The following is an 18,565-nucleotide window of genomic DNA, read 5'->3' as shown; positions in this document are numbered from 1 at the left end:
CTCACCGGTCTCAGAGCTGGAGCTTGAAGCCCACGTGCGAGGCCGTGAAACCGAGCCGCTCGTAGAAGCGGTGGGCGTCGGTGCGGGTGCTGTCGGAGGTCAGCTGGACCAACTGGCAGCCTGCGCGCCGGGATGCGTCGATCGCCCACTCGATGAGCTGTGTTCCCAGGCCGCTGCCTCGCTCGTCCGCGTGGATCCGGACGGCTTCGATGATCGACCGGGTGGAACCGCGTCGCGACAGCCCGGGAATGATTGTGAGCTGAAGCGTGCCGACGACGCGGTCCTCCCGAGTGGCGACGATCAACTGCTGGTTCGGGTCGGCCGTCAGGCGCTCCAGGGCGGCCAGATAGGGCGTCAGATCGCCCGGAGACTCACGCTGGGCGCCGAGGGGGTCGTCGGCGAGCATCGCGACGATCGCGGGCACGTCGTCCGCCGTGGCGGGCCGCATCTCAAGATCTCCCATGCCGGCCACCCTATGCACCGGTGCTTCGGAGCACGCTCAGCCGGCCGCCACCGTGACAGGGGCGATGCGCCTGGTCCAGTCGCCGGGCAGTTCCGGGATGCCGTAGGTCATGACCGAGTTGAACGCCACGGACTCCAGCCCGCGCTCCTTCGCCCACAGCAGTAGTTCCTCGTGCCGTACGTCGATGTCGGTGCGCAGCGGGCGGTCGGTGTGGGCGGCGAGCGAGGCGATGAGTGCCTTGGCCGTCTCCGGGTCCCGGGCGACCAGCGGGCCGATCACATGGGTATCCATGTTGGGCCAGGCGCCCGCGTATCCGATGAGCCGCCCGCCCTCCTCGGCGACGCACAGGCGGTCGGCGAAGGCCGGCAGCCGCGTGACGATGTGCGTGCGGTCGGCGCCGAACACCTCCTCGTCGAGGCGGACGATCGAGGTGAGGTCCTCGGCGGTGGCGGCCCGCGTGGCGACGCCGGTCGTCGGTCCACCGGGGGTGAAGTGCCCGCGGAGCATCTCGGCCCGGCCGGTTACCTTGAAGCCGAGTTCCTCGTAGAGAGGGCGGCCGTTCGGGGTCGCGTGCAGTGTCAGCGGGGTGGTGCCCATCGCCGAGACGATGTGCCGCATGAGGTGGCGTCCGATGCCTTGGCGGGCGTGCCGCTCGGCGACCAGGACCATGCCAATGGCGGCGAGGTCGGGCCGGTCCTGGGGTCCGTACTCGGTGACGACACAGGCGCTGACGAGACCGCCGTGGGGGTCGTCAATGCCGTAGCCCTTCCCGGCTGTGAGGAGGAAGCCCCACTTGTGCTCCTCACGCGGCCACCCCCGGTCCTCGGACAAGTCGGCGCAGGCGGTGAGATCGCGGAGCGTCAGACGGCGGATGGGAAGAGCGCTGAGGTAAGGAGTCGCCACGCAGGTCAGGCTGTCTGACGGGCACCCTCGGCGTCCACCTCTTTCCGCTGAGACGCGGGAGCTTTTGGCCATGTCGTGGTCAACCGCACAGGGCGCCGACAGGTGGCGGGTGTTTCACGTGAAACATGGGCGAACTGCGAGCGTCCGGTGGGCTCATCAGGGAGTCTGCGAGGTGTCCCGTTAGCCTCGGGTCCCATGGCGAGACTTCATCTCTTCGACCTCGACGGCACATTGCTGCGCGGCACCACGTCGCCCGTGGAGATCTCACGGCAGCTGGGACTCGAAGCCGAGGCGGTGGCCCTGGACGAGGCGATCTCGGCGGGCCTCATAGGGCCACCGGAGTACGCGGATCGGGTACATGCCCTCTGGGCGGATCTCACCGAGGCGCATGTGATGGCCGCCTTCGAAGCAGCGCCATGGCTGGAGCGGATCCGCGAAGTCTGGGCGGAGATCCGGCAGCGGGGCGACTACTGCGCCGTCGTGTCGCTCTCACCTTCCTTCTTCGTGGAGCGCCTCATCGGCTGGGGTGCGCACGCGGCACATGGGTCGCGTTTTCCGGCCCTGCCGTTCACCGAGCCCGTGGATCCGGCCGGCGTTCTCAGCGCGGCGGCGAAGGTCGAGATCGCCGATCGCCTGTGCACGGAGTTCGGGGTGGCACGGGCCGACTGCATCGCCTATGGCGACTCGCTGTCGGACCGGGACCTGTTCGGCGCGGTGCCGGTCTCCGTCGCGGTCAATGCGGACCGGCATCTCGCAGGTCTCGCGACCCACTCCTACTTGGGCGGCGATCTGTGGGAAGCCTATGAATTGGTGCGCCAAGCCCGGTAGTTGAGGGAACTGACGGTTCGTTCCCCGTCACAGTCGTGGTGGAGCAAGGGGGGACTTGTGATCGGGTCGGCGACCGGTAGGGTCGACTCCGGTTCGCCCTCGGGATGGCACACATCCTGGGCTGATCGTGAGCTGGGCAGTGAAGCCTAACGGGACGGGGAGATCGAGAACCCGCATTTTCGGTTTTGCGGTCAGGCCGTCCGAGTGGGATGCGATGCTGCGGTGCGGGCACTGCGGCCAATGTCACACTCTCGCCTTACTTGTCCGTACGAAAGTAAGCCGTCTGCGGGGGAAAGCAGGCACCTTCCGACCGAGGAAGTGCGCAGACCGACCGAAAGATGTTCGAGGCGAGGCACACCATGGACGCTCCGACCACCGCGTCGGCCGACAACGGCACTTCCGGCGGCGGGAGCGGCTGGTTCACACCGCACGGGCAGCCGGCGACCCATCCGAGCGGTGAGCAGGAAGCGCCCGAGCCGGCTAAGGAAGCCGCAGCGCCGCCCGCCGACCTCCGTATCCCGGTCCAGCGTCCAGCCCCGTCCGCCCCGCCGCAGCAGTCCCCGGTCCAGGCGCAGACCCCGCAGGCGTCACCGGACGCCGTCCTCATCCGGCGGACCATGACCGAGGTGGCGCCGATCGCCGACAAGGTCACCTCGTACTTCTACGCGCTGCTCTTCGTCCGCCACCCCGACCTGCGGTCTCTGTTCCCGGCCGCCATGGACACCCAGCGGGACCGGCTGCTCAAGGCGCTGCTCACCGCCGCCGAGCACATCGACAACACCGAGGTCCTCGTCGCCTACCTGCAGAACCTCGGCCGTGGCCACCGCAAGTACGGCACCCGCCCCGAGCACTACCCGGCGGTCGGCGAGTGCCTCATCGGGGCGCTGCACAAGTACGCCGCGGGCATCTGGGACGCGGAGACGGAGGCGGCCTGGGTCCGGGCGTACACCACGATCTCGCAGGTCATGATCGACGCCGCGGCGGTGGACGAACTGCGCGCCCCCGCCTGGTGGTACGCCGAGATCGTCGCGCACGACCTCAGGACCTCGGACGTCGCGGTCGTCACCGTCCGCCCGGACCAGCCCTATCCCTTCCTCGCCGGGCAGTACGCGAGCGTGGAGACGCCGTGGTGGCCGCGTATCTGGCGGCACTACTCCTTCGCCTCGGCGCCCCGCTCCGACGGTCTGCTGACCTTCCATGTGAAGGCCGTCCCGGCGGGCTGGGTCTCGAACGCCCTGGTGCACCGAGCCCGGCCCGGCGACATTATCCGGCTCGGCCCGTCGGCGGGTTCGATGACCGTGGACCACACCACCGACAGCGGGCTGCTGTGCCTGGGCGGCGGCACCGGCATAGCGCCGATCAAGGCGCTGGTGGAGGACGTCGCCGAGCACGGTGAACGCCGGCCGGTCGAGGTGTTCTACGGCGCCCGCACCGACCACGACCTGTACGACATCGACACCATGCTCCGGCTCCAGCAGACCCACCCCTGGCTCTCGGTCCGCGCCGTCATCGACCAGCAGGCGAACCTCCAACTTCCCGACGCCATACGCCAGTACGGTCCGTGGCACGAGTTCGACGCCTATCTGTCGGGCCCGCCCGGCATGATCCGCAAGGGTGTCGACGCCCTCAGGAACATCGGTATCCCCTCGGCGCGGATACGACACGACTCGGTCGAGGAACTGGTCGCTGCAGGGGACTGAACCGGCCGGCGGTAAGGCAGCGGGAGTTCAGCCCAGGTCCGGGGCGTGCATGGCCCGTACACCCTCGATGTTGCCGTCCAGGTAGTGCCGCAGCGACAGCGGGACGAGATGGACGGAGGCGATCCCGACCCGCGTGAACGGCACCCGGACGATCTCGTACTCGCCGATCGGTTCGTCCATCTCCGGGCCGTGCCGCAGGGACGTGTCCATGGACTCCAGGTGGCAGACGAAGAAGTGCTGCACCTTCACGCCGGTCGCGCCACCGTCCGCACCGATGTGCTCGACGGTGTCGACGAAGCACGGCACCACGTCGGTGATCTTGGCGCCGAGTTCCTCGTACACCTCTCGGTGCAGGGCGTCGACGACGGTCGTGTCCGCCGGCTCCACCCCGCCACCGGGAGTGAGCCAGTAGGGATCCACACCGGGTTTGGTGCGCTTGATCAGGATCAGGTCGTCTCCGTCCAGGAGGACGGCGCGTGCGGTGCGCTTGACCACGGGTCGGACGGTCATGGGTGGAATGTGGCCCGGATGGTTCCACGTGAAACATCGCGAGGTGTCATCGGCCGAGCTCAGCCCGTGACGACCGAAAAAGGGCGGGAAAACCCCAGGTCAACACCAGTCGCCCGAGGCCCGCAGCAGCCACTCGTGGGCCCGCGCGATGTGTGGCATCGCGAGGGTGCCGGTGCGGACCACGAGAAAGTACGTACGCAGGGGTGGCACCGCGGGATCGTGCAGGGCGACGACGTCACCGCGCTTGAGGGCGGCCGCGCACAGATATCGGGGCAGCACCGCCAGGCCCGCGCCCGCGACGGCACAGGCGAGGACGGCGCGCAGGTCGGGGACGATGACGGTGCCCGGGGCGGCGGGGCGGGTGTCGAAGACGGAGGCCCAGTAGCGCGAGACGAAGGGCAGCGACTCGTGCACCTCGACCACGGGGACGTCCTCGAGGGCGGGAGCCCCCTTGCGCCGTGGCTTGTCGGGGCCGATCTGGCCGGCCCGCGCCGGGGAGGCGACCAGGACGTGTTCCTCGTCGCAGAGCGGAGTCGCCGTGAGCAGAGCGCCGCGCGGACGGGCCGTGGTGATGGCCAGATCGTGATGCCCGGCGGCCAGCCCCTCCAGGGTCTCCTCGGCGTTCCCGAAGGAGGCGCGCAGCGCGAATCCCTGGCCGTCCTCGCCGGTCAGCTCCGTGAGGGCGGGCAGCGCGCGTTCCGCGGTGAACTCCGGAGGGCCGGCGAGGTGCAGGGTCCGTAACGAGGATTCGTCGTCGAGGCCTGTCTCGGCGATCTCCACCAGGGCGTCCAGGTGCGGGGCGGCCTTGTGGGCGAGCTCGTCCCCGATGGTCGTCGGGGTCACGCCACGGGCCTGCCGCAGGAAGAGGGGCCGGCCCAACTGCCGTTCCAGCGTGCGGATCTGTGAGGTCACAGCCGGCTGCGACAGACCGAGCAGGGCGGCGGCGCGGGTGAACGAACCGGCCCGATGCACGGTCACGAACGTGCGCAGCAAGGCCAGATCCATGGTTCGCCCTCCCCGGTTGCCTGCTCCTTCTCCCCACCCCCGAGGCGCAGGGCCCAACTATAAATAAGTCGATAGGTCTCTGTCGCTACTGTGATTGGACACTGACACAGAGTCAACTAGCCTTGTTCGCGCGGTTCTTCGCGCGCGGAACCGAGGACGGTCCGAGCCACGAGGGGGGAGGCTCGGACCGTCCGTTGTGCGTAGCGGAACACCGGTCGGGTGTCCGTAAAGCAGGCTTCGAAGCGGTCATCGCCCCGACTCGTCCAGCGCGCGCAGCACATCCGCCACCAGGTCCTCGGCGTCCTCGGCGCCGACCGAGAGCCGGATGAAACCCTCCGGGACCGCGTCCCCGCCCCAGCGTCCGCGGCGCTCGGCCGTGGACCGCACACCGCCGAAGCTCGTCGCGTCGTCGACCAGTCGCAGCGCGTCGAGAAAACGGTCGGCACGCGCGCGCGTGGGCAGCGTGAACGACACCACGCACCCGAAACGGCGCATCTGCTGCGCGGCGACCTTGTGCGCGGGATCGTCGGGCAGTCCGGGATAGCGCAGCCCGGTCACCTCGGGCCGCCCCCGGAGCGCCTCGGCGACGGTCAGGGCAGTGGCGCACTGCCGGTCGACACGGAGCTGGAGTGTGGCGATCGAACGGTGCGCGAGCCAGGCCTCCATGGGCCCGGGAATCGCCCCGACGATCTTCCGCCAGCGCCGTACGGCGGCCATGGCCTCGGCGTCCCGCCCGACGACGTAACCGAGCAGCACGTCCCCGTGACCCGTGAGCTGCTTGGTGCCGCTGGCCACCGAGAAGTCCGCGCCGAGCTCCAGTGGGCGCTGGCCGAGCGGGGTGGCGAGGGTGTTGTCGACGGCGACGAGCGCGCCACGCGTGTGTGCCGCCTCGGCGAGCCGCCGGATGTCGCAGGTGTCGAGCCCGGGGTTGGACGGCGTCTCGATCCACAGCAGCTTCGCCCCGTCGAGGACGTCCAGCTGGGCGTCGTTCGCCGTCGGCGCCGTGCGCACTTCGATGCCGTACGCCTCCAACTGGGCCCGTATCAGGGGCAGCACCTGGTAGCCGTCGTTCGGGAGTACGACGGCATCCCCGGCGCGCACCTGGGAGAACAGCACCGCCGAGGCGGCGGCCACGCCCGAGGCGAGGACGAGCGTCTCGACGCCGTCCTGCCCGGGTGCCTCCAGCTCGCCGATGGCCCGCTCCAGCAGGGTCCAGGTGGGGTTGTCGTCGCGGCCGTAGGTGTACGGGCCGCTGACCTCGCCCGGCAGGTGGTAGTGGGCGGCGAACACCGGGCCGGGCAGGGTCGGTTCGTTCTTGACCGCCTCGGGCAGCCCCGCCCGCACCGCGCGCGTGCCGTCACCGCCACCCACGGACGTACCCGAATCACTCATGCCACTCGTCCCTTCACCTGCTCGCGAACCGCGGCGAGCAGACCCTCGCTCGCCGCCTCCACCATCTCAAGGCACTCCTCGAAGCCGTCCATGCCCCCGTAGTAGGGGTCAGGGACGTCGAGGTCGTCGCCGGCCGCGGGGTCGTAGGAGCGCAGCAGCCGGACCTTCGCCGCGTCCTCCGGGGTGGGAGCGAGGCGGCGAAGGGCGTTCAGATGGCCGGTGTCGAGGGCGATGACGAGGTCGAGGCGGGAGAACCACGACGGCAGGAACCGACGGGCCGTGTGGGCGCCGTCGTAACCGCTGCTCTCCAGGACGGAGACGGTGCGCGGGTCGGCACCGTCTCCCTCGTGCCAGCCGCCGGTGCCGGCGCTGTCGACCTCGACCCGGTCGTCGAGCCCCGCCTCCGCGATGCGGGCGCGGAACACCGACTCAGCCATCGGCGACCGGCAGATGTTGCCGGTGCAGACGAAGCAGACGCGATAGGTCATCGCCTGATCAGTCCTCGTCGGGCAGGACCATGTGCAGCGCCCAGGAGACGATCGAGATGATCAGGCCGCCCAGGACCGCGGTCCAGAAGCCCTCGACGTGGAAGCTCAGGTCCAGCTTGTCGGCCAGCCACGAGGTGAGCAGCAGCATCAGGGCGTTGACGACGAGCGTGAACAGACCGAGCGTCAGGATGACGATCGGGAAGGACAGCAGCTTCACGATCGGCTTGACCAGGAAGTTCACCAGGCCGAAGACCAGGGCGACGAGGATCAGGGTCCAGGCCTTCTTGCCCGTGCTGTCACCGGTCAGGGTGATCTTGTCCAGCAGCCATACTGCGACCGCCAGGGCGCCCGCGTTGGCGATCGTCTTGACTACGAAATTCTTCATGTGTCTGATCGTGGCAGACGAGATCGGGTACGAGCAGTGGGACGAGGGCGACAACGGCGATGAAGGCATTCCGGCTGGACGAACTGGAGGCGGAGCGCGCCGCCAATGACGGCGCCTACCTGCAGTTTCTGCGGGAGCGCAATATGTCGGTCGGGTTGTACGCGCTCGACGCCGGCGGACATGATCCACAGAAGCCGCACAACCAGGACGAGGTCTACTTCGTTGTGAGCGGCCGCGCCTCCATCACCGTCGGCCTGGAGACCACCCAGGTGGCGCGCGGCAGCGTCATCTACGTGCCGGCCGGCGTCGCCCACAAGTTCCACCACATCAGCGAGGACCTGCGGGTGCTCGTGGTGTTCTCACCCCCGGAGAGCTGAGTCTCGGAGGGCTGGGTCTCGGAGGGCTGGGTCTCCACCGCGAAGCCGATCCACCGCCTCGGGGTTCCCTAGGGGTTCGATCAGGGGAGGACCGGGGGTGCGAGGCCCCCGCCGGGCACCCGGTCGGCCCTAGCATCGAGTGCAGGACATCAGACCGATCCGGGATCAAGATCCGGGTCATCGACGGACCCGGCACGAGCGACGGGCGGAGAGGTAAGGACGAGAGCAATGGGAGAGATCTTCGCGGGACTGCCCTGGTGGGTGAAGTGGATCGCGGTGCCGGTCATCGCCCTGGTCGTGTTCGGCGGGCTGATAATGAGCGTGGTCAGCATCGTCATCGGGCTGCTCTTCAAGGTGCTGGTCTTCGTGGCCCTGGTCGGCGGACTCGTCTACGTGGTGCGGAAGTTCACGTCGAGCTCCTCGTCGCGCAGCGACTGGTGAGGGTGTCGGGAATCGGTGATCGGTAACAGGAATCACCGGTTCCCTCGCGCGAGGGAAGTTTTCCGGGCAGGCCGTCTCAGGACGGTCGAGGGCCGTTAGAGTCCGGAAATCGACGCGGGGACGACCCCGCGGGCGGCGTACACCCCCTCCCGTGTTCCCCCGCACGGGCTGCCCCCTCGCGCTTCGGGAGTGACCCTTGGCCACGGTAGACACCGCGCTCACCGACCCTCACGCACTCCCCACCCCGGCCCAGGCCGCGGCACCACCCCAGGGACGCCTCCGGCCTCCCGAGCAGCCCGGCCCCTCGACGAAAGAGCGTGCGACGGCCACACCGGCGCCGTCGCACCCGGACTGCTCCGGCGCGCAGCCTCGGACAGCGCCTCAGTCAGCACCCCAGACGGCGACCCTCATCGGTTCTGTGCAGCGCGCGATGCGCCTCCTGGAGTGCGTCGCCGGCCATGCGCACGGCGCTCCCGCCAAGCAACTGGCCCGCGAGACCGGCCTGGCCCTCCCGACGGCCTACCACCTGCTGCGCACTCTGGTGCACGAAGGCTATCTGCGCCGGGACAAGGGCCTGTTCTTCCTCGGCGACGCGGCCGAGCGGCTGGGCAGTAGCGGAGCCCAGCAGAAACGTCGCAGCACGGTGGTCGAGGCACTCGCCGGCTGGCGGGACGCGATCGGCGTGCCCGTGTACTACGCCGTGTACCGGGACGGCGAGATCGAGGTCATGTGCGTCTCCGACACCCCGGGCAACCCGGCGGTCGAGGAGTGGGCCGACTTCCGTGAGACCGCGCACGCGCACGCGATCGGACAGTGCCTGCTCTCCCAGCTGGACGAGGACGCCCGGCGCGACCATCTCGACCGTTACCCCGTGCAGTCCATCACCCCGTACACGGTGCGTGACGACCACACCCTGCTGCGGCGGCTGGAACGGATGCCGCGGATGGAGCCGGTCCTGGAGCGGCAGGAGTACGCGCTGGGCACGATCTGCGCGGCGATTCCGATCACTCTGGGCACCACGGCCGCGACGATGGCCATCTCCCTGCCCGTCCATCAGGCCGATCGGCTGGTCTCGGCGGCGCAGCAGCTACAGCGCGAGATCGGGCGCCTGCTGGGGTCGCTGGCGATCTCTATCAGTATCTGAAAACTCACTCCTTGTGATCTGTCGTGCACTTTCAGCAATATTTCATCAGTGTCAGGGGATGATTCCCAGCCAGTGGGCTTCACAAGACGGGGTAGGCGATGCGCGAGTCCGTACAGGCAGAGGTCATGATGAGCTTTCTCGTCTCCGAGGAGCTCTCCTTCCGTATTCCGGTGGAGCTGCGTTACGAGACCGGTGATCCGTATGCCGTGCGGCTGACCTTCCATCTGCCGGGGGATGCCCCGGTGACCTGGGCGTTCGGCCGGGAGCTGCTGATCGACGGCGTGGGCCGGCCGTGCGGGGACGGGGACGTGCGCGTCGAGCCCGTCGAACCGGACTCGCTGAGCGAGGTCCTGATCCGGCTTCAGGTCGGCCGCGACCAGGCGCTGTTCCGCTCCTCGACCGCGCCTCTCATCGCCTTCCTCGACCGCACCGACAAGCTGGTGCCGCTCGGTCAGGAGGGCGCGCTCGCGGACTTCGACGCCCACCTCGACGAGGCGCTGGACCGCATCCTGGCGGAGGAGCAGAGCGCGGGCTGAAGCGAGTCGCGAGCAAGGCCGAAGGAACGCTTCGGCGTGGGCAGCGCTCGAACCCGCGGATGGAGAGGTGCAGTAACGCTTCTGCTCCGAGGCGGGCGCCCTGCGGCGGGTGGCTCTCCGGTTGGCAGCTCTCTGGCAGCTCTCTGGCCGGTGGCTCTGCGACAGGTGGCTCTGCGACAAGTGGCTCTTCGGCCGGCGGCTCTGCGGCAGGCCGAAGCGGGCCGGAGTCGGCCGCCCCCGCCTCAGTGCTTACGGCGCCTGCCCCTCCCCGCGCGTGCGGGTGCCGGCGCCGGTACCGCGCCTGCCGTCGCCGGGGCCGCCCCCATTTCGGGCCGGTCGGCCGCGACCACCAGCGCCGCGAGCAGCGTCGTGACCGGCACCGAGGCGACCAGGCCGATCGAGCCCACCAGCGTGCGCACGATCTCCTCGGCGACCAGCTCGCTGTTCGCGACCGTGCCCACACTGCTCTGGGCGATGGAGAAGAGCAGCAGCAGCGGCAGCGCGGCGCCCGCGTAGGCGAGGACCAGGGTGTTGACCACGGAGGCGATGTGGTCGCGGCCGATCCGGATGCCCGCGCGGTACAGCCCGCGCCAGCCCATCGACGGGTTGGCCTCGTGCAGCTCCCAGACGGCCGAGGTCTGGGTGACCGTCACGTCGTCCAGGACGCCGAGCGAGCCGATGATGACGCCCGCGAGCAGCAGACCACTCATGTCGATCGACGGATACAGGCCGTGGATCAGGCCGGTGTTGTCGTCGGTGTTGCCGGTGAGGGCCGCCCAGTCGATGAACTCCGAGCCGAGGAGGCCGATCAGCACCAGGGAGAGCAGCGTGCCGAGTACGGCGACCGATGTGCGGGCCGAGAGGCCGTGGCACATGTAGAGGGCGATCAGCATGATGGCGCTCGACCCGATCACCGCCACGAGCAGCGGGTTCGAGCCCTGGAGGATCGCGGGCAGGATGAAGAAGTTCAGGATCAGGAAGCTGATGGCCAGCGCGACCAGGGCCATGACGCCCCGCAGCCGTCCCACCACCACGACGGCGAGCGCGAAGATGCCGGCGAGCAGGGCCATCGGGAACCGGCGGTTCACGTCGGTCACCGAGTACTGCAGGTCCTTCGGCGCCGAGGGCTCGTAGGCGGCCACGACCTTCTGGCCCTGGTGCAGCTGCCGCGATTGGTCCGGCTGCACGATCTCGGTGAACGTACGGCCCTTGTCCTTGCCGGTGTCGACCCGGATAGTCGCCTTCTTGCAGGTGGCGTTCGCCTCCTGCTGGGTGGCGGAGCCGCCGGTGGTGGAGGTGTCGCCGGTCGACGTCCCGCCCGAGGCGTTCACCGACTTGCAGCTCACGCTCACGACCTTGGTCACGGTCGCCTGCTGGGTCTGCCGGTCGAAGCCCACGCCGGTGCGCTCGTGCGCCGGGGCGCCACCGGGCCAGAGCACCGCGAGGCCCACGACCACGGCCGCGGCGAACGGGATGAGGATCGCCGCGATGACCTTGCGGAGATGCTTGGAGACGGGGGCCGCCGGACCATGGCTGTGACTGTGGCCGTGTCCGCCACCCGGCGCATGCCCGTGCGATCCAGTCGACCCGTGCCCGCCACCGTGGTCGTGCTCACGGTCGTGGCCCGGCCCATGAACGTGCGGCGGCTCCGGGGGCTGATGTGTCGTGGTCACCGCCCGATCATCGCAAGAACGACAGGGGCCCCCTGTTCACCGCGCCCGAATTGACGCTAGCGTGGAGGCACCTTTGCACACGCGGGAGCTCGGAGCACCGGGCTGAGAGGGCGCTGACCTCCGTCCCAGCGATGTTTCACGTGGAACATCACCGAAATCGAGTGATGTTCACCACGAGGCATCGACAGACGGAAGCCGCTGCGTCGACCGCCGAACCTGTTACCGGGTAATGCCGGCGTAGGGAGTAGGTCTCATGACCATCAAGGACGCACGCACGCCTGCCTCCAGCCAGGACGAAGCGCCCATTCAGGGCGAACCGTCCCAGGAGGCCGGGAAGTCCATCGGCTGGCACAAGGGATACGTGGCGGGCCCAGCGGCTTCACGCCCCGATCTGCGGGTGCCGGTCCGTCAGGTGCACCTCACCAACGGGCAGTCGGTCACGCTGTACGACACCTCCGGCCCGTACACCGATCCGCTCATCGAAACGGACGTCCGCAGGGGGCTCGCACCGCTACGGGAGAACTGGATCATCGCCCGCGGCGACACCGAGGAGTATGCGGGCCGGCCTGTCCGCCCCGAGGACGACGGGATCAAGCACACCTCGCCGCGTGGGGGGAACCTGCGCAACCTGGACGCGGTCTTCCCTGGGCGGCCCCGGCTGCCGCGCCGCAGCCGTGACGGCGGGGCGGTCACGCAGCTCGCCTACGCACGCCGGGGTGAGGTCACGCCCGAGATGGAGTACGTGGCGATCCGGGAGAACGTGTCCCCCGAGGTCGTCCGCGAGGAGATCGCGGCCGGCCGCGCGGTGCTGCCTGCCAACGTCAACCACCCGGAGATCGAGCCGATGATCATCGGCAAGCGGTTCCTGGTGAAGGTCAACGCCAACATCGGCAACTCCGCGGTCACCTCCTCCATCGAGGAAGAGGTCGAGAAGATGACCTGGGCGACCCGCTGGGGCGCCGACACGGTCATGGACCTGTCCACCGGCCGCAACATCCACACCACCCGCGAGTGGGTGCTGCGCAACTCCCCCGTCCCCATCGGCACGGTGCCGCTCTACCAGGCGCTGGAGAAGGTCGACGGCCGCGCCGAGGAGCTGACCTGGGAGATCTACAAGGACACGGTCATCGAGCAGGCCGAGCAGGGCGTGGACTACATGACCGTCCACGCGGGCGTCCGCCTGCCGTTCGTCCCGCTCACCGCGAACCGCAAGACCGGCATCGTCTCCCGCGGCGGCTCGATCATGGCCGCGTGGTGCCTCGCGCACCACAAGGAATCGTTCCTGTACGAGAACTTCGAGGAGCTCTGCGAGATCCTCGCCGCCTACGACGTCACGTACTCCCTGGGCGACGGCCTGCGGCCCGGCTCGATCGCGGACGCCAACGACGAGGCGCAGTTCGCGGAGTTGCGCACGCTCGGGGAACTCAACACGATCGCCAAGCGTTTCAACGTACAGACCATGATCGAGGGCCCGGGACATGTCCCGATGCACAAGATCAAGGAGAACATCGACCTTCAGCAGGAGATCTGTGATGAAGCTCCGTTCTATACGCTCGGCCCGCTGACCACGGACGTCGCCCCGGCGTACGACCACATCACCTCCGGCATCGGTGCCGCGATGATCGCCTGGTGGGGCACGGCGATGCTCTGCTACGTAACGCCCAAGGAGCACCTGGGCCTGCCCAACCGGGACGACGTCAAGACCGGCGTCATCACCTACAAGATCGCCGCCCACGCGGCCGACCTCGCCAAGGGCCACCCCGGCGCGCAGGACTGGGACGACGCCCTCTCCGACGCCCGCTTCGAGTTCCGGTGGGAGGACCAGTTCAACCTGGCCCTCGACCCGGACACGGCACGGGAGTTCCACGACGAGACCCTGCCGGCGGAGCCCGCCAAGACCGCCCACTTCTGCTCGATGTGCGGGCCGAAGTTCTGCTCGATGAAGATTAGCCAAAGCATCACAGCGCAGTTCGGCGGTACGGCGGCTGCGGGGGCGACGGCTGAGGAGGTCGCCGAGGGGATGCTGCAGAAGTCGAAGGAGTTCGCGGCGAGCGGGAACAGGGTGTACCTGCCGTTGGCGGAGTAACCCGGACCTACGGAACGGCCCGCGGCTCATGCGGCAGTCGCGGGTCGTCCTGTTTCGCTCCAACTAGTCGCCGGCTTCGATGTAGAGCCTTGCCAGACGGGGCAGTCGCCGATGCATCTCATCTGCGTCGTCGAAGTCGAAGTCTTCTCCCATGTCCGCAGCGTCGCTGTCCTGCTCGTCCGTTGGCCGGTACCCGGCCCAGGCCTCGTAGAAGGAGTCCGGGTCACCTGTGAGGCGGGCAAAAGCTCCACTTGCCGCGTAGTTCACGTCCTCGTAGAACAGCGCCTCGTCGCCGCGTGCGCCCGCGGCTTCGATGACAGCCGGGTGCCCAGCGAGGCTGTCCGGATCCAGAGCTAGGCGCTCGTACCAGTCCCGCCCCAGTGCGATCACCCCCGCTCGAAAGTCCATGAAGCTGTCGTCGGAGCAGCCGCCGCCTATGAGATACGCCGCAGCCCAGACATCCCACCGGTACAGAGCGTCGTGTACCTCATCGAATCGCTCGGCGTACTCAAGGATCTCCTTCGGAGGGCACTCGGTGAGGAGGTCCACCAAGGCCTCGTCAAAGCGCACTCCGGAGACGGCGGCCGAAGAGCGCGCGGATTCGATGATGCTCCAGAACCGATCAATGTTCATGATGCTGCACTGTGCCATCTCGGTATGACAGTGGGCCGATCCTCGGCATAGCTTCATCGTCCTCACGCGGCCCGGCGGTCTGCGGCCTTCTTTGCGGGTTGGCCATACTCCGGACTGAAGTCGTCCTCGATGAAGATTAGCCAAAGCATCACAGAGCGGTTTGGTGGCGCGGCGGCCGAGGAGGCGTCTCCCGAGGAGGTCGCTGAGGGGATGCTCCAGAAGTCGAAGGAGTTCGCGGCTAGCGGGAACAAGGTCTATCTCCCGATCGCAGACTGAGAACAGGACGCGGTGCCCCGGCTCTCCGGGGCGCCGTTTCCCTCTCAGAAGGCACGCTTTCGGCACTCCGGGCTGTGCAGACTAGCTTCATGACAGCGAGAGCACTGAGCAAGGGCGCCAACCTCCCCGTCGACTCTCGCGCGGTGCGCGTTGAGCTGACTTGGTCCGAAGGACCTGGTGTGCCCGATGTCGACGCCTCGGCGTTGCTGCTCACTGCGGCAGGCCGCGTTCGTGACGATGGTGACTTCGTCTTCTACAACCAGCCGCGACATGCATCGAACGCGGTGACGCATCTCGGAAAGCAGAGTGCCGGGGGTGTCCTGACCGACGCGATCGAGGTGGAACTGAGCTCGCTAGAACCGGCCGTCGAACGGGTCGTGCTGGGTGCGTCGGCCGACGGCGGAACCTTCGGTCAGGTGCCTCGACTCACCTTGAGACTGCTGGACACCGCGACGCGGACCGAGATCGCGCGGTTCCACATGGAGGCTGGGACGGAGACCGCGTTCATCGGCGGTGAGCTGTACCTACGGGCGGGGCGGTGGAAGTTCCGCGCAGTCGGGCAGGGCTATGCCTCTGGGCTTGCTGGGCTGGCCACCGATTTCGGCATCACTGTTGACGATGCCTCTCCGGGCACGTCCGCTTTTCCGACGGCACCTGTTCCCCCACCACCCCTCCCTGCCAAGACGCCTGCCAGCCCGCACCTTGGTAAGGGCGAAGAGCAGTTGCCCGTCGACATGCGCAAACGTCTCTCCCTGCGCAAGGAGCAGGTGGCTGTCAGTTTGAGAAAGTATGGAGCAGCCGGGGTCACCGCACGCGTCATCTTGGTCCTGGACGCCTCCGGTTCCATGACCTTCCTGTACTCCAAGGGCGTCGTGGCCGACGTAGTCGAGCGTATGGCAGCTGTTGCCGCGCAGCTTGACGATGACGGTGAGATGCAGGCTTGGACGTTCGCTTCGAACGCGGCACGGCTGCCTGACCTGCGTCTGAGAGACCTTCCCGAATGGCTGCGGCTTCACGTCCGGGTAGGAGAACTGAGCCTTTTCCGCAGAAGCAAGAAACCCCGTAAGGGACTGGAAGCCGGTCAGGTCGACATGCGCACGGTCGGCATCCAGAACGAAGAACAGAAGGCGATCGCCGAGGTCCGTGCGTATGTCCGGGAAGAACCGGTCCCTGTCCCCACCCTGGTGTTGTTCTTCTCTGATGGCGGCGTATACCGCAACTCCGCTATCGAGCAGGAGCTCCGAGAAGCGGTTGAGGAACCGATCTTCTGGCAGTTCGTGGGTTTGGGACGGTCCAACTACGGAGTCCTGGAACGCTTCGACACCCTACCCGGCCGCCGCGTCGACAACGTGGGGTTCTTCGCCGCTGACGACATCAGTTCAGTCCCCGACCAGGACCTCTACGATCGGCTTCTGTCCGAGTTCCCGACCTGGATTGCTGCTGCCGGTCGGGCAGGCATTCTTTGATCCTGTGGCCCCCGGATATCTCAGGCGTGTGGTTGTCATCGATGAAGATCTCCCAGGACATCCGCCGCGAACACGGTGGCAGCCGGACGGAGATCGAGCAGGGCATGGCGCTCAAGTCGAAGGAGTTCGCGGCAAGCGGGAACCGGGTGTATCTGCCGATGGCGGACTGAGGTCCTTGTAGCGAGGCACGGGTGGGCGCCGCCGGCGGGATGGTCAGGGGACCAGGACGATCTTGCCGGTGGTGCGTCTGGCCTCGATGGCGCGGTGGGCCTCGGCGGCTTCGGACAGGGGGTAGGTCCGCTGGACCTGGACGCGCAGGCGGCCGGAGTCGATGCGTTCGGTGACCTGTTGCAGCAGCTCACCGGAGGGTTCGGCGGTGACCCAGGTGTAGCGCAGCCCGCGGGCGGCGGCCTGCTCCTCGTCCGTTCCGGGGTCGATCGACGCGCCGATGAGGAGGCCGCCGGGGCGGAGCACATCGAGGGAGCGCGGTCCGTAGGAGCCGCCGACCAGGTCGAGGACCGCGTCCACCGGAGCCACGGCGGTCTCGAAGTCGGTGGTGGTGTGGTCGACCAGTTCGTCGGCGCCCAGCTCGCGCAGGCGGTCGTGGTTGGCGGCCCGGGCGGTGCCGATGACGTACGCCCCCAGCTCCTTGGCCAGCTGCACGGCGACATGGCCGACGCCGCCCGCCGCCGCGTGGATCAGTACCCGGTCGCCGGGCCGGACCCGCGCCAGCACGGCCAGCGCCTGCCAGGCGGTGGCGGCGACCAGCGGCACGGCTGCGGCGTGCGCGAGACCGAGGTTCTCGGGCGCGAACGCCAGCGCGTCGGCGGGCACGGCGGTGAACTCGGCGTACGCACCACGTGGGTTGACGGCGAGCATGCCGTACACCTCGTCGCCCGGGACGAACCGCGTCACGCCCTCGCCGACCCGCTCGACGACGCCGGACACGTCGTTGCCCGGCGTCCACGGCAAGGTCACCAACTCCGGCACGCGCCCGGCCCGCAGCACCGCGTCGCCGGGGTTGACCCCGGCCCCGGCGACCCGCAACAGGACCTCGCCGGGGCCGGGTTCGGGGATGTCGGTCTCGGTGTACGTCAGCACCTCGGGACCGCCGAACGCGGACTGGACGATGGCATGCATACGGGCGGACATCGGGACTCCTCCTCGGTCGGGCGCGATGCGTCCCATCGTCGGCCCGGGTGATCGCCCCACGGAAGAAGGCACTTTTCTGATATCGAGGTTCCTCATGGATACCGGCTTCGACCTGAGAGAACACGGTGGCGTGGACGTCTTCCTGCGGGACTGTCCCACCCGAGCCGTGCTGGAGCTGATCGCGAGCAAGTGGACCATGCTGGTGCTGGTCGCCCTGGAGGACGGCCGCCCGATGCGGTTCGCCGAACTCCGCCGGCGGCTGGACGGCGTGACGTCGAAGGTCCTGACGCAGACGCTGCGTGCCCTGGAGCGCGAGGGACTGCTGACCCGTCAGGTGTATCCGACCGTCCCGCCGCGCGTGGAGTACCGGCTGACCGACCTGGGCCGGGAGGTGGGCGGCCTGCTGCAGAGCATCACCGACTGGTCGCAGGCGAACATCACCACGATCCAGGCCGCACGCAAGGACTTCGACGAACGCGTCGCCGCCGGTCCGGGGGCCTGACCGGACTCGAGCGGGCCCGGGCGGGCTCAGGCCGCGGCATCCTGCCGGTACCACCGCAGTTCCACCGTGTTGCCGTCCGGGTCCTGGACGTGGTTGGGCTCGCCGCGGGGACGGGCCGTCAGGTCGACGATGGTCTCCGGGGTGATCCGCACCGAGGCGAAGGGAACCTTGCCGGCCTGCCATTCGGCGACGCGCACCGGCTTCAGGCCGCGCCGGCCGACGTAGAAGTCCAGGGATCGTCAGACGTCCCGGACGTTGAGGACCAGGCGGTCGGATCGGTGAGGGCGAGGCCCAGCTGTTCGACTCCCGCGCGAGCCTGCTCGGCGGCTCGGTCGACGTGCTCGTCGCCTCGTACCCCTTCGACGGCATGGCGTGAGGTCCCGTACTGCTCAGGGAGCGTCGGGTGCTCGCCGTGGCTGCCGGGCCTCCGCCGGCCTGTGAGGGTCGGTGTCGCTGGAGGTGCTCGTGGAGCACCCCGTGGTGCAGTACCCCGAGGTGAGGTGACCTCGGTGGGCTTCAAGAGCGACCGCACGCCGTCGGGCCGCCCGGTGCCGAAGGGGCCGGCCGGAGGGTCGTTCTGCGAGATGCTCACGCTCGTGGCGATG

Annotated in this window: 20 protein-coding genes and 1 pseudogene; 10 read left to right on the top strand and 11 right to left on the bottom strand. The window is 68.8% G+C overall.

Features of this window, described 5'->3' with window-relative positions:
- Window positions 1-10 precede the first annotated feature (10 nt).
- Together ACQEWB_RS24350 and ACQEWB_RS24345 are read right to left on the bottom strand one after the other, a co-directional pair.
- On the bottom strand, window positions 11-463 hold the full coding sequence (locus ACQEWB_RS24350; protein ID WP_432834380.1) for an N-acetyltransferase family protein: 453 nt from the start codon (window positions 461-463) through the stop codon (window positions 11-13).
- A 36-nt stretch (window positions 464-499) separates the two neighbouring features.
- Window positions 500-1,366 (bottom strand): GNAT family N-acetyltransferase, encoded by an 867-nt coding sequence (locus ACQEWB_RS24345; RefSeq protein WP_432834378.1) that lies wholly within the window; start codon window positions 1,364-1,366, stop codon window positions 500-502.
- Window positions 1,367-1,561: 195 nt separating this feature from the next.
- On the opposite strand from ACQEWB_RS24345, the gene ACQEWB_RS24340 reads away from it, so the two are divergent.
- Both ACQEWB_RS24340 and ACQEWB_RS24335 read left to right on the top strand, forming a co-directional pair.
- Complete coding sequence (locus tag ACQEWB_RS24340) at window positions 1,562-2,194, top strand: HAD family hydrolase (RefSeq protein WP_432834376.1); 633 nt, start codon at window positions 1,562-1,564, stop codon at window positions 2,192-2,194.
- A gap of 338 nt (window positions 2,195-2,532) precedes the next feature.
- Window positions 2,533-3,894 (top strand): globin domain-containing protein, encoded by a 1,362-nt coding sequence (locus ACQEWB_RS24335; RefSeq protein WP_432834374.1) that lies wholly within the window; start codon window positions 2,533-2,535, stop codon window positions 3,892-3,894.
- Window positions 3,895-3,921: 27 nt separating this feature from the next.
- On the opposite strand, the gene ACQEWB_RS24330 is transcribed toward ACQEWB_RS24335, so the two are convergent.
- The 5 genes from ACQEWB_RS24330 to ACQEWB_RS24310 all read right to left on the bottom strand — a co-directional run bounded on the left by ACQEWB_RS24330 (window position 3,922) and on the right by ACQEWB_RS24310 (window position 7,674).
- A complete protein-coding gene (locus ACQEWB_RS24330) occupies window positions 3,922-4,404 on the bottom strand; it encodes an NUDIX domain-containing protein (protein WP_432834372.1) in 483 nt (160 codons plus the stop codon).
- Between the two features lie 99 nt (window positions 4,405-4,503).
- Complete coding sequence (locus tag ACQEWB_RS24325) at window positions 4,504-5,409, bottom strand: LysR family transcriptional regulator (protein ID WP_432834370.1); 906 nt, start codon at window positions 5,407-5,409, stop codon at window positions 4,504-4,506.
- A 246-nt stretch (window positions 5,410-5,655) separates the two neighbouring features.
- On the bottom strand, window positions 5,656-6,801 hold the full coding sequence (locus ACQEWB_RS24320) for a cystathionine gamma-lyase (RefSeq protein ID WP_432834368.1): 1,146 nt from the start codon (window positions 6,799-6,801) through the stop codon (window positions 5,656-5,658).
- Window positions 6,798-7,289 carry a low molecular weight protein-tyrosine-phosphatase gene (locus ACQEWB_RS24315; protein WP_432834366.1) on the bottom strand — a complete coding sequence of 164 codons (492 nt, stop codon included), beginning with the start codon at window positions 7,287-7,289 and terminating at the stop codon, window positions 6,798-6,800. Before ACQEWB_RS24315 ends, ACQEWB_RS24320 begins: the two co-directional genes overlap by 4 nt.
- 7 nt (window positions 7,290-7,296) lie before the next feature.
- On the bottom strand, window positions 7,297-7,674 hold the full coding sequence (locus tag ACQEWB_RS24310) for a phage holin family protein (protein WP_432834365.1): 378 nt from the start codon (window positions 7,672-7,674) through the stop codon (window positions 7,297-7,299).
- A gap of 59 nt (window positions 7,675-7,733) precedes the next feature.
- Between ACQEWB_RS24310 and ACQEWB_RS24305 the strand changes: the two genes are divergently transcribed.
- The 4 genes from ACQEWB_RS24305 to ACQEWB_RS24290 all read left to right on the top strand — a co-directional run bounded on the left by ACQEWB_RS24305 (window position 7,734) and on the right by ACQEWB_RS24290 (window position 10,172).
- Window positions 7,734-8,051: a cupin domain-containing protein gene (locus ACQEWB_RS24305; RefSeq protein ID WP_432834363.1), complete on the top strand. Its 318-nt coding sequence runs from the start codon at window positions 7,734-7,736 to the stop codon at window positions 8,049-8,051.
- A 228-nt stretch (window positions 8,052-8,279) separates the two neighbouring features.
- Window positions 8,280-8,492: a DUF5326 family protein gene (locus ACQEWB_RS24300; protein ID WP_432834361.1), complete on the top strand. Its 213-nt coding sequence runs from the start codon at window positions 8,280-8,282 to the stop codon at window positions 8,490-8,492.
- A 430-nt stretch (window positions 8,493-8,922) separates the two neighbouring features.
- The gene (locus ACQEWB_RS24295) at window positions 8,923-9,636 is read left to right on the top strand and encodes an IclR family transcriptional regulator (protein WP_432843981.1); all 714 of its coding nucleotides are present in this window, start codon (window positions 8,923-8,925) and stop codon (window positions 9,634-9,636) included.
- 98 nt (window positions 9,637-9,734) lie between these two features.
- Complete coding sequence (locus ACQEWB_RS24290) at window positions 9,735-10,172, top strand: SsgA family sporulation/cell division regulator (protein WP_432834359.1); 438 nt, start codon at window positions 9,735-9,737, stop codon at window positions 10,170-10,172.
- A 242-nt stretch (window positions 10,173-10,414) separates the two neighbouring features.
- On the opposite strand, the gene ACQEWB_RS24285 is transcribed toward ACQEWB_RS24290, so the two are convergent.
- Window positions 10,415-11,845: a YibE/F family protein gene (locus ACQEWB_RS24285; protein ID WP_432834357.1), complete on the bottom strand. Its 1,431-nt coding sequence runs from the start codon at window positions 11,843-11,845 to the stop codon at window positions 10,415-10,417.
- Window positions 11,846-12,098: 253 nt separating this feature from the next.
- Here ACQEWB_RS24285 and thiC point away from each other — a divergent pair, with 253 nt between their 5' ends.
- The gene (thiC, locus tag ACQEWB_RS24280) at window positions 12,099-13,931 is read left to right on the top strand and encodes a phosphomethylpyrimidine synthase ThiC (RefSeq protein ID WP_432834355.1); all 1,833 of its coding nucleotides are present in this window, start codon (window positions 12,099-12,101) and stop codon (window positions 13,929-13,931) included.
- 63 nt (window positions 13,932-13,994) lie between these two features.
- Here the strand turns inward: thiC and ACQEWB_RS24275 are convergent, their stop codons facing one another.
- Window positions 13,995-14,564: a DUF4240 domain-containing protein gene (locus tag ACQEWB_RS24275; RefSeq protein ID WP_432834353.1), complete on the bottom strand. Its 570-nt coding sequence runs from the start codon at window positions 14,562-14,564 to the stop codon at window positions 13,995-13,997.
- Window positions 14,565-14,929: 365 nt separating this feature from the next.
- On the opposite strand from ACQEWB_RS24275, the gene ACQEWB_RS24270 reads away from it, so the two are divergent.
- Both ACQEWB_RS24270 and ACQEWB_RS24265 read left to right on the top strand, forming a co-directional pair.
- A complete protein-coding gene (locus ACQEWB_RS24270) occupies window positions 14,930-16,306 on the top strand; it encodes a VWA domain-containing protein (protein WP_432834351.1) in 1,377 nt (458 codons plus the stop codon).
- 38 nt (window positions 16,307-16,344) lie between these two features.
- Window positions 16,345-16,476 (top strand): annotated as a pseudogene (locus ACQEWB_RS24265) (thiamine biosynthesis protein ThiC); the annotation flags it as partial.
- Window positions 16,477-16,519: 43 nt separating this feature from the next.
- On the opposite strand, the gene ACQEWB_RS24260 reads toward ACQEWB_RS24265, so the two are convergent.
- Complete coding sequence (locus ACQEWB_RS24260; RefSeq protein ID WP_432834349.1) at window positions 16,520-17,458, bottom strand: NADP-dependent oxidoreductase; 939 nt, start codon at window positions 17,456-17,458, stop codon at window positions 16,520-16,522.
- A 94-nt stretch (window positions 17,459-17,552) separates the two neighbouring features.
- Here ACQEWB_RS24260 and ACQEWB_RS24255 point away from each other — a divergent pair, with 94 nt between their 5' ends.
- Window positions 17,553-17,960 (top strand): winged helix-turn-helix transcriptional regulator, encoded by a 408-nt coding sequence (locus ACQEWB_RS24255; RefSeq protein ID WP_432834347.1) that lies wholly within the window; start codon window positions 17,553-17,555, stop codon window positions 17,958-17,960.
- A 26-nt stretch (window positions 17,961-17,986) separates the two neighbouring features.
- Here the strand turns inward: ACQEWB_RS24255 and ACQEWB_RS24250 are convergent, their stop codons facing one another.
- On the bottom strand, window positions 17,987-18,193 hold the full coding sequence (locus tag ACQEWB_RS24250; RefSeq protein WP_432843979.1) for a hypothetical protein: 207 nt from the start codon (window positions 18,191-18,193) through the stop codon (window positions 17,987-17,989).
- Window positions 18,194-18,565 lie beyond the last annotated feature (372 nt).

Source organism: Streptomyces sp. CA-249302, assembly GCF_050936785.1.
GTDB lineage: Bacteria > Actinomycetota > Actinomycetes > Streptomycetales > Streptomycetaceae > Streptomyces.
Note: the sequence above shows the minus strand (reverse complement) of the source record. Positions and strands in the feature narration are given on the sequence as shown.